This is a genomic window from Delftia sp. WSY_10, assembly GCF_043104705.1.
In the GTDB taxonomy this organism is placed as follows: Bacteria; Pseudomonadota; Gammaproteobacteria; order Burkholderiales; family Burkholderiaceae_C; genus Comamonas; species Comamonas tsuruhatensis.
On sequence record NZ_JBICKY010000057.1, the window covers coordinates 486,460 to 503,029 of the forward strand.

Consider the following 16,570-nt stretch of genomic DNA (forward strand, 5'->3'; position numbering starts at 1 on the left):
CATGGCTCTGACGCTGGAACAACTCAATGCCGCCGACCTGGCCACCGCCGCCGGTCTGCTCGACGGCCTGTACGAACACTCGCCCTGGATTGCCGAGGCCGCGCTGGCCCAGCGCCCCTTCCGCTCGCTGGCACAGATCAAGTACGCCATGGCCCAGGTGCTGGACAAGGCGCCGGTGCAGGCCAAGCTCGACCTGATCCGCGCCCACCCGGAGCTGGCCGGCAAGGCCATGGAGACCAACACGCTCACGGCCGAATCCACCAACGAGCAGAACAAGGCCGGCCTGACGCGCTGCACGCCCGAGGAGCTGGAGCACATCCGCAAGCTCAACGCCGAGTACGGCAAGCGCTTCGGCTTTCCCTTCATCCTGGCCGTGCGCGGTCCGCGCGGCGCGGGCCTGGCCAAGGCCGAGATCATCGAGACCTTCGAGCGCCGCCTGCACAACCACCCCGACTTCGAGCTGGGCGAGGCGCTGCGCAACATCCACCGCATTGCCGAAATCCGCCTGAACGACAAGTTCGGCTACACGCCCGAGCTGGGCAACGATGTCTGGGACTGGCAGGAAAAGCTGGCCCAGCACAGCGACCCGGGGTATGCCGAAAAGGGCCAGCTCACCGTCACCTACCTCACCGATGCCCACCGCGCCTGCGCCCAGCGCATCAGCCACTGGATGCGCGACTGCGGCTTCGACGAGGTAGAGATCGACGCCGTGGGCAACGTCGTGGGCCGCTACAAGGCGGCCACCGACGATGCCAAGACCCTGCTGACCGGCAGCCACTACGACACCGTGCGCAACGGCGGCAAGTACGACGGCCGCCTGGGCATCTTCGTGCCCATGGCCTGCGTGCGCGAGCTGCACCGCCAGGGCAGGCGCCTGCCGTTCCACATCGAGGTCGTGGGTTTTGCGGAAGAGGAAGGCCAGCGCTACAAGGCCACCTTCCTGGGCTCGGGCGCGCTGATCGGCGACTTCAGGCAGGAATGGCTGGAGCAAAAGGACGCCGACGGCATCACCCTGCGCGAGGCCATGCAGCATGCCGGCCTGTGCATTGACGATATCCCGAAGCTGCAGCGCGATCCGGCCCGCTACCTGGGCTTCATCGAGGTGCACATCGAACAGGGCCCGGTGCTCAACGAGCTGGACATCCCGCTGGGCATCGTCACCTCCATCAACGGCAGCGCGCGCTACATCTGCGAGATGATCGGCATGGCCAGCCACGCCGGCACCACGCCCATGGACCGCCGCCGCGATGCCGCCTGCGGCGTGGCCGAGCTGGCGCTGTACATCGAAAAGCGCGCCGCGCGCGACGGCACTTCGGTGGCCACCATGGGCCAGCTCAATGTGCCCAGCGGCTCGGTCAACGTGGTTCCCGGCCGCTGCCAGTTCAGCCTGGACCTGCGCGCGCCCACCAACGAGCAGCGCGACGCCATGGTGGCCGACATCCTGGCCGAGATCGAGGCCATCGCCCAGCGCCGTGGCCTGCGCTACAGCACCGAGCTGGCCATGAAGGCCGCCGCCGCTCCCAGCGCCCCCGAATGGCAGCAGCGCTGGGAAGCCGCCGTGGACGCTCTGGGCGTGCCCCTGTACCGCATGCCCAGCGGCGCCGGCCACGACGCCATGAAGCTGCATGAAATCATGCCCCAGGCCATGCTGTTCGTACGCGGCCTGAACGCCGGCATCAGCCACAACCCGCTGGAAAGCTCCACCGCCGACGACATGCAACTGTCCGTCGATGCCTTCTCCCACGTACTGAACCAACTGGCCCAAGAGCAGCAATGACCAATATGAACCAAGACAAGCAAGCCACCTACGCCGCCCTGGACGCCTGGATCGACCAGCATTTCGATGAAGAGGTGCAATTCCTGCAGGCCCTGGTCCAGGTTCCGACCGACACCCCGCCCGGCAACAACGCCCCCCACGCCGAGCGCACGGCCGAGCTGCTCAAGACCTTCGGCTACGAGGCCGAGAAGCACACCGTGCCCGAGGCCGACGTCAAGGCCTACGGCATGGAATCCATCACCAACCTGATCGTGCGCCGCCCCTACGGCAGCGCAGGTGACGCCGGCGGCGGCCTGACCATTGCGCTGAACGCCCACGGCGACGTGGTGCCGCCCGGCGAGGGCTGGACCCAGGACCCCTATGGCGCCGCCATCGAGGACGGCAAGCTCTACGGCCGCGCCGCCGCCGTGAGCAAGAGCGACTTCGCCACCTTCACCTACGCCGTGCGTGCGCTCGAAGCCGTGGCCAAGCCCTCCAAGGGCGCGGTGGAACTGCACTTCACCTACGACGAGGAATTCGGCGGCATCCTGGGCCCCGGCTGGCTGCTGGCCAACAACCTCACCCAACCCGACCTGATGGTCGCGGCCGGCTTCAGCTACGAAGTCGTCACCGCCCACAACGGCTGCCTGCAGATGGAAGTGACCGTGCAGGGCAAGATGGCCCATGCCGCCGTGCCCCACACGGGCGTGGACGCGCTGCAGGCCGCCGTGGTGCTGATGAACGCGCTGTACGCCGAGAACACCAAGTACCAGCAGGTGACCTCCAAGGTGCCGGGCATCAAGCACCCCTACCTGAACATCGGCCGCATCGAAGGCGGCACCAACACCAACGTGGTGCCCGGCAAGGTCGTGCTCAAGATCGACCGCCGCATGATCCCCGAGGAGAACCCCGCCGAGGTCGAGGCCAGCATCCGCGCCGTCATTGCCCAGGCCATTGCCGACTTCAACGCCAAGGGCGGCTACACGGGCGAGGATGCCGTGCGCGTGGACATCAAGCGCCTGCTGCTGGCCAATGCCATGACGCCGCTGGCCGGCAACAAGCCCCTGGTGGACGCCATCCAGGCCCATGGCGAAGCCGTCTTCGGCGAAAAGCCCCCGGCCGTGGGCACGCCGCTGTACACCGACGTGCGCCTGTACGTGGAGCGTGGCATTCCCGGCGTGATCTACGGCGCCGGCCCGCGCACCGTGCTGGAATCCCATGCCAAGCGCGCCGACGAGCGCCTGGTGCTGGAGGACCTGCGCCGCGCCACCAAGGTCATCGCGCGCATGCTGTGCGACCTGACGGCCTGACCGCCTGACGGCCCGCATCAAGGCCTGACCCCCAAGCCCGGCGCCGCCGGGCTTTTTTGCGTCCGGGCACCGCATTGGGGCGCGTGCACCTCCGCAGCCCATGCCGTGCACCCGAGCCGCGCCCGACCCACGCCCGAGCCGCGCCACAGCGGCCGCCAGGCACCAGCACGGTGCCTGTTGCTTGCCTGGCGCTTGCCTGGCGGCTGGCATCCATCTTGCAATGCACCATGGCACTCCCGCCCTGGCAGGCGATGCGCACCAAAACGGGTTGGCGCGACTGCCGCAACAGGGTTTACCGGGAGCAGAAATTTCCCATGATCTGTATACACTTTTTGTATGGATGTTGGTGCCAAACCCTGTCACGCCGGCGTCCGTTCCCATAAATCCCGAGGAGACAAATCCCCATGCAATCTTCCGTTCATCCCGTCGATGAGATGCTGCCCGCAGGCAAGCTCACGGCGCTGGGCCTGCAGCACGTTCTCGTGATGTATGCGGGCGCCGTGGCCGTGCCCCTGATCGTCGGCCGCGCACTCAACCTGCCGCCCGAGCAGGTGGCCCACCTGATCTCGGCCGACCTGTTTTGCTGCGGCCTGATCACGCTGATCCAGGCCATGGGCGCGACCCAGTGGTTCGGCATCAAGCTGCCCGTGATGATGGGCGTGACCTTCGCCAGCGTGGCGCCCATGGTGTCCATGGCGCAGACCACGGGCGGCTCGGCGGGCGCGGGGCTGATCTTCGGCTCGGTGATCGGGGCGGGGATCGTGTCCATCCTCATCGCCCCGCTGATCAGCCGCATGCTGCGCTTTTTCCCGCCCGTGGTGACCGGCACCATCATTGCCGTCATCGGCATCAGCCTGATGCGCGTGGGCGTGAACTGGATCTTCGGCAACCCCGTCGGCCCCACCGCGCCCAGCGTGCCCAACCCCGAGCACCTGAAATGGCTGGCCGACGCCCAGGCCACGGCCGGCGCGCCGGGCTCCTCGCTGCCGCCCGTGCCCAAGGGCTTCGCGGTCGTGCCCACCATTCCCAACCCCAAGTACGGCGACCTGACCGGCGTGGGCATCTCGGCCATCGTGCTGCTGTCCATCCTGCTGATCGCGCGCTTTGCCAAGGGCTTCCTGGCCAACGTCTCGGTGCTCATGGGCATCCTGATCGGCGGCGTGCTGTCCGTGGCCATGGGCCTGATGGACTTCAGCAAGGTCGCCAAGGCCGAATGGTTCACGATGGTGCTGCCCTTCGAGATCGCCACGCCGGTGTTCGACCCCATCCTCATCCTCACCATGAGCCTGGTGATGGTGGTGGTGATGATCGAGTCCACCGGCATGTTCCTGGCCCTGGGCGACATGACCGATCGCAAGATCAGCCAGGACGAGCTGACCCGCGGCCTGCGCACCGACGGCCTGGGCACGCTGATCGGCGGCATCTTCAACACCTTCCCCTACACCAGCTTCTCGCAGAACGTGGGCCTGGTCGCCGTCACCGGCGTCAAGAGCCGCTGGGTCTGCGTGGCCGGCGGCGTGATCCTGATCGTGCTGGGCGTGCTGCCCAAGATGGGCGCCCTGGTCGAGTCCCTGCCCACCGTGGTGCTGGGCGGCGCGGGCCTGGTGATGTTCGGCATGGTGGCCTCCACCGGCATCCGCATCCTGAGCAACGTGGATTTCCAGACCAACCGCAACAACGCCATGATCGTCGCCGTGTCCATCGGCGTGGGCATGATTCCGCTGGTGGCGCCGAATTTCCGCCAATGGATGCCCCACGGCATTCATCCGTTGATCGAATCCGGTATCCTGCTGGCCTCGATTACCGCGGTGGCATTGAACATTTTCTTCAACGGAGCCAGCAGCGACACCTCTGCTGCCGTCCGGGCCGCACGCCAGGCAGACGCCCACTGATGAAACAGTGCCCGCCCTGGCGGGCACGCCCAACAACCGCCCGGCCTACCCGCCGGGCCGTGCGCCCCCTGCCGTCCATAGGCGCCAGGGGGCTTGTTGTCGAAATCCCTGAGGCAAAACTGTCCTGACCCTCATAGGCTGTAGCTATCCGGTAAGCTCCGAGAGCATTTGCAGAGAATTCCTGTATGACCCAAAACCTGTCCAACGCCGAACAAGCCCTGCGCGACGCAGCCCGCGAATACCATCGCAGCCCCAACAAGGGCAAGATCTCCGTCACGCCCACCAAGCCCTTGTCCAACCAGCGCGACCTGTCGCTGGCCTATTCGCCCGGCGTGGCCTACCCCTGCCTGGACATCCAGGCCGACCCCTCGCTGGCCGCCGAATACACGGCGCGCGGCAACCTGGTCGGCGTCATCACCAACGGCACGGCCGTGCTGGGCCTGGGTGACATCGGCCCGCTGGCCGGCAAGCCGGTGATGGAAGGCAAGGGCTGCCTGTTCAAGAAGTTCGCCGGCGTCGACGTGTTCGACATCGAACTGGCCGAGCGCGATCCGGACAAGCTGATCGAGATCATCGCCTCGCTCGAACCCACGCTGGGCGGCATCAACCTCGAGGACATCAAGGCGCCCGAGTGCTTCTACATCGAGCAGGAGCTGTCCAAGCGCATGAACATCCCCGTGTTCCATGACGACCAGCACGGCACGGCCATCATCTCCAGCGCCGCCCTGCTCAACGGGCTGGAGCTGGTGGACAAGCAGATCGGCAACGTCAAGATCGCCGTCTCCGGCGCCGGCGCCGCCGCCATCGCCTGCGTGAACGTGATGGTGGGACTGGGCGTCAAGCGCGAAAACGTCTTCATGTGCGACTCCAAGGGCGTGATCTACGAAGGCCGCCCCGGTGGCCTGGACGCCTCCAAGGCCCAGTACGCGCAAAAGACGGACGCCCGCACCCTGGCCGATGCCGTCAAGGACGCCGACGTCTTCCTGGGCTGCTCGGCGCCCGGCGTGCTCACTGCCGACATGGTCAAGACCATGGCCGACAAGCCCATCATCCTGGCCCTGGCCAACCCCGAACCCGAGATCCGCCCTGAGCTGGCCAAGGCCGTGCGCCCGGACTGCATCATGGCCACGGGCCGTTCGGACTACCCCAACCAGGTCAACAACGTCCTGTGCTTCCCCTACATCTTCCGTGGCGCGCTGGACTGCGGCGCCACCAAGATCACCGAAGCCATGAAGCTGGCCTGCGTGCGCGAAATCGCCGCACTGGCCAAGCAGGACGTCAGCGATGAAGTCGCCGCCGCCTACCAGGGCAAGGAGCTGAAGTTCGGCCCCGACTACCTGATCCCCACGCCCTTCGACACCCGCCTGATCCTGCGCATCGCGCCGGCCGTGGCCAAGGCCGCCGAAGAGTCCGGCGTCGCCACCCGCCCCATCGCCGACTACGACGCCTACCGCGAGAGCCTGACCCGCTTCGTCTACCAGACCAGCATGTTCATGCGTCCCGTGTTCGCCGCCGCCAAGGCCAACCAGCAGCGCGTGGCCTATGCCGAAGGCGAAGACGAGCGCGTGCTGCGCGCCGCCCAGGTCGCCGTCGATGACGGCCTGGCCAAGCCCATCCTGATCGGCCGCCCCGCCGTGATTGAGGCCCGAATCGCCAAGGCCGGCCTGCGCCTGGTGCTGGGCAAGGACGTGGAGATCTGCAACCCCGAGGACGATCCGCGCTTCCGCCAGTACTGGGAAACCTACCACCGCCTGATGGGCCGCAACGGCGTCACGCCCGAGACCGCCAAGGCCGCCGTGCGCCGCTCCAACACGCTGATCGCCGCGCTCATGGTCCACCTGGGCGATGCCGACGCCATGCTCTGCGGCCTGGTCGGCAAGTTCGACAGCCACCTGGCCCATGTGCGCGACGTGCTCGGCCTCAAGCAAGGCGCTGGCGAGTTCGCCACCGTCAACGCCGTGATGCTGGACAGCGGCACGCTGTTCATCGCCGACACCTACATCAACGAGGCGCCCAACGCCACCGAGCTGGCCGACATCGCCCGCCTGGCGGCCGAGGAAGTGGCCCGCTTCGGCCTGCCGCCCAAGGTGGCCTTCCTGTCGCACAGCAACTACGGCTCGTCCAGCCGCCCCTCGGCGCTGAAGATGCGCGCTGCGCGCGACCTGTTCGCCGCCGCCAACCCCGACGTGGAATGCGATGGCGAAATGCACGGCGACTCCGCCCTGTCCGAAGCCATCCGCGACCGCGCCCTGCTCGAGTCCTCGCTGCACGGCGAGGCCAACGTGCTGATCTGCCCCAACCTGGACGCCGCGAACATCCTGTTCAACGTGCTCAAGACCACGGGCGGCCACGGCACGACCATCGGCCCCATCCTGCTGGGCGGTGCTGCCGCAGCCCATGTGCTGACCCCCTCCGCCACCGTGCGCCGCGTGGTCAACATGACGGCCCTGGCCGCAGCCCAGGCCATCGCTGCCCGCGGCTGATCCGCTGCGCCCCCCGAAAGGCGCCCCTGCGAAGGGGCGCCTTTTTGATTGCGGGTCGTGCATCGGCTCGCATCCCTCGGGACCCACGCAAGCCCGGCTAGAATACGGAGCTTCGGAGACTTGGGTGAGCGGTTTAAACCAGCAGTCTTGAAAACTGCCGACGGGCAACCGTCCGTGAGTTCGAATCTCACAGTCTCCGCCAGATCCTTGTATCAACCGACAGGCGGCCAAAGAGCCGGCCCTGTTGCACAGCGCCCCGATGCCGCAAGGCAGCGGGGCGTTCCTGCGTCTGGGGCATTGGCGGGCGCCTCAGCGTGGAGGCTCGTGGTTGATGACGAAGTCGGCGGGCACGTCCGGCCCCCAGACGTAGAGCGAATCCTCGGGAGGATGGTCGGCCGCAGGCCACACCGCGCCCGCCTCGACAAAGTCGATGTCGCAGGAGTACTCGGCGAAGCTGCCCCAGGGATCGCGCACATAGCGAAAGAAGTTGGAGCCCAGCACATGCCTGCCCACGCCCCAGCCCTGCGCATAGCCCGCCTCGGCCATCTGCCGGGCGCCGCTGCCCACGGCGTCGACAGACGGCACGCACCAGCTGCTGTGGTGCAGGCCGGGTCCATGCGATGCGGCCAGTGCCAGCAGGTGATGGTCGCTGCCGTGCGGGCTGTGAAGGAAGGCGATGACCGAGCCCGAGCGGTCCGAGAGCCTGAGTCCCAGCACCTTGGTGTAGAACGCCAGCGCGGCATCCACGTCGGCGCAGAACAAAAGCACATGCGACAGGTGCAGCGGCCGGATCTGCGGCATGAGGCTGCGGGCCGGCGCGCGGCCGGCATTGCGGCAGGCCGGCGGCAGCACGTGCGGTGCGGGCGCCGACGGAGAGCTCTTGGCGGCTGCACGCAGCTGGATGGGCACCCCGTCGGGGCTGGCGATCCAGATACCGTCGGTCTGCGCACCGGCCGGCGCAGGAATGCGTCCGATCCCCGCGCCGTCGATCCGGTGCGAGAAGGCATCGAGATCGGCCGCATGGATGCCCAGGCTCAGCCACTGCAGCCTCTTGTGCGTTGCGGCCTCCAGCACCCGCGCCCAGCGATGGGGGTGCCCGTAGGTGTGCAGCGCCAGCGCGCCGTCGATGTCGCGCACCTCGAGCCCGAAACTGGCGTAGAAATGCCGCGCCGCTTCGAGATCGGGCACGCTGAAGACAAACTCATCGATCGAATGCACGGCCGGCTGCCCGGCCGCGCCGGACGGCGTTCCAGGTGTCGTTCCAGATGGCGTGGGAAGGCCGCTCATGGTGCCCCCTCCTTTGCATGTTCACTGTGCGAAGACCGGCGGACGCCGCCACGCGGCCGGTGGGCGGGCGAGGCCATCACCGCACCCGCTGGAGCTGCCGCCCAAGAACCCCGCCGTCCAGCGACATGACATCGCCGGACTTCAGGAAACGGGGCGGCTTCATGCCCAGGCCGACACCTTCAGGCGTGCCGGTGATGACAAGGTCGCCGGGCAGCAGCGTCATGAACTGGCTCAGATAGGACACGAGACAGGCCACCGGGAAAATCATGTCTGCCGTGCTGCTGCGCTGCATGACCTCGCCGTTGACGGACAGCGTCAGTTCGATGGCCTGGGGGTCGGGCAGCTCGTCGGCCGTGACCAGCCACGGCCCGACCGGGCCGAAGCCATCGAAGCTCTTGCCCTTGCCCCACTGGCCGTTGCGCTTGATCTGCCAGTCACGCTCGGAGATGTCGTTGGCCAGCAGGTAGCCGGCCACATGCGCGAGCGCACCTTCCACGGGGATGCGGCTTGCGCGCGTGCCGATCACAAAGCCCAGTTCGATCTCCCAGTCGGTGGCAACCGACGCTTCGGGCAGGCGCACCTCGTCGTCCGGCCCGGCCAGCGATGAAAGCGCCTTGTGAAAGACCACGGGCTCCTTCGGAATGTCGAGACCCGACTCCTCGGCATGCCGCCGGTAGTTGAGCCCGATGGCAACGAACTGGCGCGTGCCGGCGACAGGGGGCCCCAGGCGGCTGCCTTGCGCCACCAGCGGCAACCGCTGCAGATCGACGGCGGCCAGCGCGGCCAGCCTGCCGGGCGCCATCCACTCGGGCGTGAAATCGGGCACCAGGTCCGACAGGTCGCGCGCCTGGCCTTGGGAATCGATGGCGCCGGGCTTCTCGCAGCCGCTGGCGCCGTGGCGTATCAGTTTCATGGTCTGTCTCCTGGGACGGGAAGTGGGAAGTGGGAAGTGGGAAGTGGGAAGGAAGTGGATCGGGACGCGGATGCGGGCCCTGCATGCGGGTTGAGCCTCAGAAGCTATGCCGCACGCCGGCAGCGAAGCCGTTCTGCGAACGCCCGGGGGCGGGCGCGGCGCCTGGCGCCGCATTGCTGACCGACAACGCAAGTGCTCCCTCGTTGGACAGATGCCCTGCGGTCGCATACAGCGTGGTGCGCTTGGACAGCGAATACCGGGCCCGCAGGGCAAAGAGCTGGGCCCCGTCGTCGCTTCGCCTGAAACGCAGATCCAAGGCCTGCGCATCGAGGGTCAGGGCCGGTGTGGCGGCGACACTGGCGCCCAGGTACCAGAGATCGCTGCGTGGCGCATCGGGACGGCCGTCGTTGTGGCGGGCAATGACCCCGGCGCCGAGCTTCCATCCCCCCAGCGCACCCATCCCGCGGCGGTGGAGCGACGGTCCTTGCGCGCGCTGCTGGTCAGGCCTGCGAACGCGCCGGGGCCTCCACGGATTTCATCGACGGCCAGCGCGATGCCCCAGGCCTTGGCCTCGTACTTGAGCATTGCCGACCATTGCCGGCAGGCGCTGGAGTCGCCCTGCTGCTCGCCGGGGCAGTTGGTTCCCGCGGGACCGGGGCCCGCATTGACGGCATCACGGCCCAGGCTGTAGGTTGCGCCGACGGTGAAGCCGCCAAGGCCGGCGCGCCACGCAAGCGCGTTGTCCGCGCGCGCATTGGGCAGGTAGCTGTCCAGCGATGCCGCGCCGTAGGCATTCGGGCCGAGGATGTCCGCATCGAGCTGGGACCAGTACAGCATGGTGTACTGGCGCCCCAGTGTGAGGCTGCCCCAGTCGCCGGACAGGCCGACGAAGGCCTGGCGCCCCCAGGCGCGCCCGCCCTGGTTCAGCACGCCCGCGTCGAGCGCCAGGCCCTGCTCCATCGTGAACAGGGCCCGCAGGCCGCCGCCCAGGTCCTCCGAGCCGCGCAGGCCGATGCGCGACGGCACGCTGCCGGTGAGGCCCGGCATGCGGTTCAGCGAAGCGCCTCCCTGGCCCACATCGGTCAGGTGCTCGACGGATGCATCGAGCAGGCCATAGAGCTTGACGCCCTGGGCCAGGGCGGGTGCCGAGGGCACGGCAGCGGCACCGGCCAGGCATAGCGCGGATAGCGCGGCGCGAACAGGAAAGGAGGGATGTGGCATGTTGTCTCCTGAAAGTGATGGATGTCGGCCAGGACGGCGAAAGCGCAGACTCAGGCGCAGGCCGGCGTCCCCCGGCCGGACTAGCCAGGGTCAGGAACGCGAAAGGCCGGACGGCCCGGGGGGCAGGCGGCCGGATGGGCCGGGGCTAGCCGGGCCCCACCGGCGGGGTGCGATGGCCCAGCGCCAGCGCCAGGACCTCGGTCGGCGGCGCCGCACCGTCGCCGCGCCAGGCGATGTGGTGGTCCGGGCGGATCAGGACGCGGTCGGCGCCATACAGCGCACGCGTCTGCCCGTCTTCGCTCCTCACCACATCCAGCCGGATGCCGTATTGCGCAGCAGCCTGCCTCCAGGGCTCCAGCCCGTCCGGGCCGTCAGGGCCGTCCGGGCCGAATGCAAGCAGTGTGAAATCGCGTCCGAAGTCATCGAGCAGGGACCGGTCCGGCCCCGTTGCCACATGCGGAGCGCGCGTGCCGGGATAACCTCCAGGCAGGTAGCGGTTGGGCTCGTCCGGCGGGGGCTCGGCCAACTCCCGGGCGACGACGGGGCTGTCGGCATAGCGCAGGCCCAGTTGCAGCCCCGGGATGTTGAACTCGCGTGCCACATGCTCCGAAAGTACCTGCCCGAGCGCATGGCGGGCGCTGTCGCCCACGGGCCCCTCCTGCTCCACTGCGGCCGTGACCGGCAGGCATCCTATGCTGGCGGCCATGCTGCGTGCAAAACGGGTGTTGCGCTGGGCGATCGGCTGCCGCTCGGCCTCATAGCTGTCCAGCAGCGCCGGGCCGGCCGCCCCCTGGATGGCCGCCGCCAGCTTCCAGCCCAGGTTCACGACGTCGTCCACGCTGGTGTTGTAGCCCATGCCGCCCGTGGGCGTGAACAGGTGCGCCGCATCGCCGGCGATGAACATCCTGCCGTGCCGCAGGCGCTCGGCCACCAGGGCATAGCCCGCGTTCCAGGGGGTCAGCGCGATCAGCTCGTGCGCAAAAGGCCGGCCGACGACGGCCTGCAGCGCCTGCTGCGGATGGAAATCGGCAGGCTGGGTGCCTTGGGGCAGCTGCACAATCAGCACGAACCGGTCCACGCCGTCGATGGCGCACAGCAGGCCGCGCTGCCCGGGACCGACGGCCCAGTACTGCCAGGCCCTGGGCTTGCCGATCAGCCCGTACAGACCGGGAGCGCGGAAGTAGATGGACATCATCTGGCCGCCCAGGAAGTCCCGCCGCTCGCTGCCATGGCCTGCGTAGACGACGCCCATGGCCTGGCGGACCAGGCTGCGCGGCCCGTCGCAGCCGACCACATAGGCGGCCTGCAGCAACTCGGTACGGCCCGTGTCCGGCTCGCGGCATTCGATCTGGACTGCGCAAACGGTGTCCCGCACCGCCTCGGCCCTCAGGCCAAAACGCAGCACGGCGCTGGCATGGCGTTCGGCCTGCGCCCTGAGCACGGGCTCGATGAACATCTGCTGCGCCCGATGCGGCAGCTCGGGCGTGGGCCAGGCCTGTTCCCCGTAGTCGCCATAGGCCGTGCCCGAGGCGGCCTCCTCGGCCGAGGGAATGCGAAAGCGCGCCAACTCGGGCCCCGTGAGCCGCGTGCAATAGACGATGTCCTGGGGGTGCGAGGGCGGCAGACCCAGCCTGCGCACCTGATCGGCAAAGCCCCGGCGGCGGTAATGCTCCATGGTCCGGGACGAGGTGGCATTGGCCTTGGGCAGCGTCGGCGGCCCGCTGCGCTCCTCGATCAGCACGCACGGTATGTCCCTGCAGCCCAGCTCGATGGCCAGCATCAGACCCGCAGGCCCTCCTCCGATGATCGCAACTTCGGTCTTCATGGCGTCTCCCCGGGGCTCAATCGACGGTCACCTTGACGCGGCGCAGCACTTGGGCATAGCGCTCGCGGTCGGCCTGCATGAGGTCGGCAACCTGCCTTGCGGGGCCGATGCTGGTGAAGAAGCCAAAACCGGCCAGGCGATCCCTGACGTCAGGCGCGGACAGGGCCCGGTTCACCGCCTCGTTGATGCGCTCGGCGACGGCCGGCGCCGTGCCCTTGGGCGCCATGAGCGCAACCCAGGTCAGCGCATCGATGCCGGCCGGACCACCGGCCTCCTGCACGGTCGGCACATCGGGCAGCGCCGGGGAACGCTGGCTGTCCGCCACGGCAAGAAAGCGCAGCTTGCCGGCCTGCTGCAGGGGGCCGGACGTCGCAATGCTGCCGTAAGCCCAGTCCACCTCGCCCGTCGACACGGCGGCGTACAGCTGCGAAGTCTCCTTGTAGGGGACATGCATCATTTCGACACCCATGGCGGTCGCGGCCCGGGCCGCGCCCAGATGCAGCGGCCCGCCCACCGCATTGGAGCCATAGGTCATGCCGGGCCTGCGCCGCGCCGCCGCCATCAGTTCGGCCAGGCTGTGGAACGGGCTTTGCGCGCCGACCACGACGAAGAAGGCGGTCTTGTAGAGCAGCACCACCGGCGTCAGCTCGCTTTGCGGGTCATAGGCCAGCTTGCGCAAGACCAGCGGATTGATGGACAAGTGGCCTACGTCCACCACCACCAGGTCGTTGCCCGTGGGCGGCGCGTTCTTCATCGCATTGATGGCCACCACGCCGGCCCCACCCGGCCTGGGGTCGACGACGACCGGCTGCCTCCATTGCGCCGAGAGCTTGTCGGCGACCAGCCGGGCCACCACGTCGGGGCCGCTGCCCGCGGGAAAGGCGCTGGTGATGCGCACCGTTCCGCCGGCGGCCGTCTGCGCGGCGACGGAGCCCGCCGCCAGGGTTGCCAGCGCACAGGCGCCGGCCCATTTCCTCGTGCTCATGCTGCTTGTCTCCTATGGGTCGCCGGGCTGCGCCGACGTTATGGAGGGCATGCTAGGTCTGGCAGCCCGGCTGCGGCAGAGGGCAGAAACGCCTCAGCGATGCATGGCTGTTATCACTGGAGCGTTCCGCAGCGGCTCAGGCGCGGCGGAGCCCGCGTGCACGGCCCCTGCGGGAAATCCCCTGGCCTTGGCGCGCTCGGAAACGGGCATAAACACGCTCCGACCGATGCCCAAACTTCATCACCTTCGCAATTTCGTCGCCGTTGCCCGGGCACGCAGCCTGCGCAGCGCCGCCCGCAGCCTGGGCCTGACCCAGCCGGCACTGACGCGCAGCGTGCGCGAGCTGGAAGCCGAGCTCGGCGTGGCGCTGTTCCAGCGCCATGCGCGCGGGGTATCGCTGACCGTGGCGGGCGAGCGATTCCTGCTGCGCGCGCAGGCCGCGCTCGAGGAACTGCGTCGCGGCAGCGAGGAGGCCGCCCAGGCGCGCGGCGAAATGCAGGGCCATGTCGCCGTCGCTCTGTCCAGCGCCCCCGTGCTGTCGCTGCTGGCCCGCGCCTATGCCCAGTTCCGGCGCGACTGGCCGGATGTGCACCTGCGTTTCGTCGAAGGCCTGTTCCCGGCCGTCGAGCCGGCGCTGCGCGACGGCCGGCTGGACTTCTATCTGGGCCCCCGGCCCGAGAGGCAATTGAGCGCCAGCTACCAGGTGGCCCTAGTTCACCGCAACGAGCGTGTCGTGCTGGCCCGCCGCGGCCATCCGCTGCGCACCGCGGGCAGCCTGCAGGCGTTGCTGGAGGCCGACTGGATCGTCACCGGCCTGCGCGAGCGCCGCGAGGAAGAATTCGAGGAGCAGTTCTCCGCGCTCGGCCTGCGCAGCCCGCGCGTGGTGACGGTCGCCGAATCGTTGATGGCCCTGCTGGCGCTGCTGGCCAGCAGCGACGCCCTCGCCTTCTTGCCGCGCCAGTGGGCCGATACGCCCCTCTTCAACGGTGTACTGGAGCCCATTGCCGTGCGCGAGAGCCTGATGGCACCCGACATCGTGCAGGTCACGCGTGCTGCGCTGCCTCTGACGCCCGCCGCGGAACGCCTGTCGATGCTGCTGCTGCGCGCGGCAGTCCACGACTTCGGCGAGCCGGCCGGCGCCTGAGCCGCGGCCGGCGTCTCCACAATATCTTCACACAATCTTTACATTGCATTGACCAGGCAGACATATTCTGCCGGACTCATAGCGCCTCGCGTAAGCCAAGAGTCCGTAGCCAACGCTGAAGCTCCCGTTCGACCGCCTTCCTGGGAATTTCCCCTGTGCCAGCGCACTTGTCATCGCCGCTGGCATTTCCTATGACCCATCCCGTCCCCTCACAAGCAGCGAGCACGATCACGCGAAGCGCTCCGCTGGCCATGCCCGCACCGTCGCTTTCCCTGGACATCAAGGTCCTCATCGGCCTCCTTCTCTTTTCGGTGGTCTGGCTGCTGCAGATCGACAGCTCCAGCCTCACGGCACCCAAGGACAACCTCGAGCAGCTGACCTGGGTGCACAGCCTGGAATGGGGCTACTACAAGCATCCACCGCTGCCGACCTGGATGTTCTCGGTGCCGGTCAATGTGTTCGGACTGTCTGCCCGCACCAGCTATGTGACGGGCGCGCTCTTCACGCTGGCCGGCCTGTTTGTCTTCTGGAAGCTGATGCAGACCTTGCGCGGCAGCCGCCATGCCACGCTGGCCCTGCTGGCGGCCCTGTGCATCACCTACTACAACGAGCGGCTGCACTTCTTCAACCATGAAGTGGTGCTGATGCCCTTCTTCGTGGCCAGTGCCCTGCTGGTGTGGCGTGCGGTGGGCAGCAGGCAACTGCACTGGTGGGCGGCCCTGGGCTGCTGCCTGGGCCTGGGCGCACTGGCCAAGTACCAGATGATCCTGGCCGCCGTGGCGGTATTCCTGTTCTGGCTGGCGTCAGGCGCCTGGCGCGAGCGGGTCCATGTCATCGGCCTGGCACTGGCCGCTGCCATTTCGCTGGCCATCATCTCGCCGCACCTGTACTGGCTGTTCCTGAACGACTTCGGCCCCATCCGCTATGCCACCGAATCCTCGCTGGGCGCCAGCCTGGGCGGCGGCGCAAGACTGCTCAATACCTTGCACTGGCTGGCCGACCAGCTGCTCAACCGCGCATTGCTGGCCTGGGTGCTGCTGGGACTGGTGATGGCATTGCACCGCCGCAGCCGCCTTGCGCCGCAGGACACACCGCAGCGTCCCGGTACAGCCGATGCATCGCGCGCGCTGATCCTGTGCTTTGGCCTCACGCCCATCGTGCTGACCTGCGCCATCGGCATCTTTGCGGGCTCGTCGCTGCAGCTGCACTGGGGCACGCCCTTTCTGCTGCTGGCCGTTCCCGTCGCCATGGAGCTGGCCGGTGCCAGGCTGCAGCCGTCGCGCATATCGATCACCACCGCCATCAAGTGCTTCGTGGCGCTTCAACTGGCCTTGCTGCTCGTGGCCCAGATGACCTCGGCGCGCAGTGAATTGCGGCTTAACAGCCGGCACTGGAGAAACTTCGATTCAAAGGCCTTGAGCCAGGCGCTTGCCGAACCCGCGCGCGAGGCACTGGGAGGCGACATCCGCGTGATCTCAGGCCCCACGGCCGAGGCCAAGGCCCTGGCCCTGAAGCTGCGCGAAAAGCCGCTGGTGCTGATCGATGGCCGCATGGACATCAGCCCCTGGATTTCCCAGCACATGGTGGATGCCTGCGGGGTGCTGCATCTGCAGCTGGCGGCATCGCAGCCGCCCGGACACCAGCCGGTGGGCGAAGGCTTTCCCTCCCTCTTCTGGCGTGTCACCCCGCCGCAGGAGGATGCGGGCGGCTGTGTCGAAAGCTGAACGAATACGCTGCTTGCCGGCCGCGCCTGT

10 protein-coding genes, 1 tRNA gene and 1 pseudogene are annotated in these 16,570 nt (G+C 68.3%); 7 read left to right on the forward strand and 5 right to left on the reverse strand.

Features of this window, described 5'->3' with window-relative positions:
- Window position 1: 1 nt before the first annotated feature.
- The 5 genes from uraD to ACF8ML_RS28125 all read left to right on the forward strand — a co-directional run bounded on the left by uraD (window position 2) and on the right by ACF8ML_RS28125 (window position 7,643).
- Window positions 2-1,777 (forward strand): 2-oxo-4-hydroxy-4-carboxy-5-ureidoimidazoline decarboxylase, encoded by a 1,776-nt coding sequence (uraD, locus tag ACF8ML_RS28105; RefSeq protein WP_392408554.1) that lies wholly within the window; start codon window positions 2-4, stop codon window positions 1,775-1,777.
- Window positions 1,774-3,066 (forward strand): M20 family metallopeptidase, encoded by a 1,293-nt coding sequence (locus tag ACF8ML_RS28110; protein WP_392408555.1) that lies wholly within the window; start codon window positions 1,774-1,776, stop codon window positions 3,064-3,066. The genes uraD and ACF8ML_RS28110 overlap by 4 nt, the downstream gene beginning before the upstream one ends.
- Before the next feature lie 404 nt (window positions 3,067-3,470).
- Window positions 3,471-4,958, forward strand: a complete 1,488-nt coding sequence (locus tag ACF8ML_RS28115; RefSeq protein WP_016449790.1) for a nucleobase:cation symporter-2 family protein — start codon at window positions 3,471-3,473, stop codon at window positions 4,956-4,958.
- Between the two features lie 185 nt (window positions 4,959-5,143).
- Entirely contained in the window at window positions 5,144-7,441 is a 2,298-nt protein-coding gene (locus ACF8ML_RS28120) for an NADP-dependent malic enzyme (RefSeq protein ID WP_012204029.1), read from the forward strand.
- Between the two features lie 114 nt (window positions 7,442-7,555).
- A tRNA-Ser gene (locus tag ACF8ML_RS28125) sits at window positions 7,556-7,643 on the forward strand.
- Window positions 7,644-7,750: 107 nt separating this feature from the next.
- On the opposite strand, the gene ACF8ML_RS28130 is transcribed toward ACF8ML_RS28125, so the two are convergent.
- From ACF8ML_RS28130 to ACF8ML_RS28150, 5 genes and pseudogenes are all read right to left on the reverse strand, one after another.
- Window positions 7,751-8,728, reverse strand: coding sequence for a VOC family protein (locus tag ACF8ML_RS28130; protein ID WP_392408556.1), 978 nt, complete (start codon window positions 8,726-8,728; stop codon window positions 7,751-7,753).
- Between the two features lie 76 nt (window positions 8,729-8,804).
- Complete coding sequence (locus ACF8ML_RS28135) at window positions 8,805-9,641, reverse strand: fumarylacetoacetate hydrolase family protein (protein ID WP_046985288.1); 837 nt, start codon at window positions 9,639-9,641, stop codon at window positions 8,805-8,807.
- A gap of 97 nt (window positions 9,642-9,738) precedes the next feature.
- Window positions 9,739-10,862 (reverse strand): annotated as a pseudogene (locus tag ACF8ML_RS28140) (porin).
- 145 nt (window positions 10,863-11,007) lie between these two features.
- Window positions 11,008-12,687 carry an FAD-dependent monooxygenase gene (locus ACF8ML_RS28145; RefSeq protein WP_392408557.1) on the reverse strand — a complete coding sequence of 560 codons (1,680 nt, stop codon included), beginning with the start codon at window positions 12,685-12,687 and terminating at the stop codon, window positions 11,008-11,010.
- A 16-nt stretch (window positions 12,688-12,703) separates the two neighbouring features.
- Window positions 12,704-13,672 carry a Bug family tripartite tricarboxylate transporter substrate binding protein gene (locus ACF8ML_RS28150; RefSeq protein ID WP_392408558.1) on the reverse strand — a complete coding sequence of 323 codons (969 nt, stop codon included), beginning with the start codon at window positions 13,670-13,672 and terminating at the stop codon, window positions 12,704-12,706.
- A 226-nt stretch (window positions 13,673-13,898) separates the two neighbouring features.
- On the opposite strand from ACF8ML_RS28150, the gene ACF8ML_RS28155 reads away from it, so the two are divergent.
- Window positions 13,899-14,816, forward strand: coding sequence for a LysR substrate-binding domain-containing protein (locus tag ACF8ML_RS28155; protein ID WP_016449796.1), 918 nt, complete (start codon window positions 13,899-13,901; stop codon window positions 14,814-14,816).
- Between the two features lie 191 nt (window positions 14,817-15,007).
- The gene (locus ACF8ML_RS28160; protein WP_392408559.1) at window positions 15,008-16,540 is read left to right on the forward strand and encodes an ArnT family glycosyltransferase; all 1,533 of its coding nucleotides are present in this window, start codon (window positions 15,008-15,010) and stop codon (window positions 16,538-16,540) included.
- Window positions 16,541-16,570: the final 30 nt, after the last annotated feature.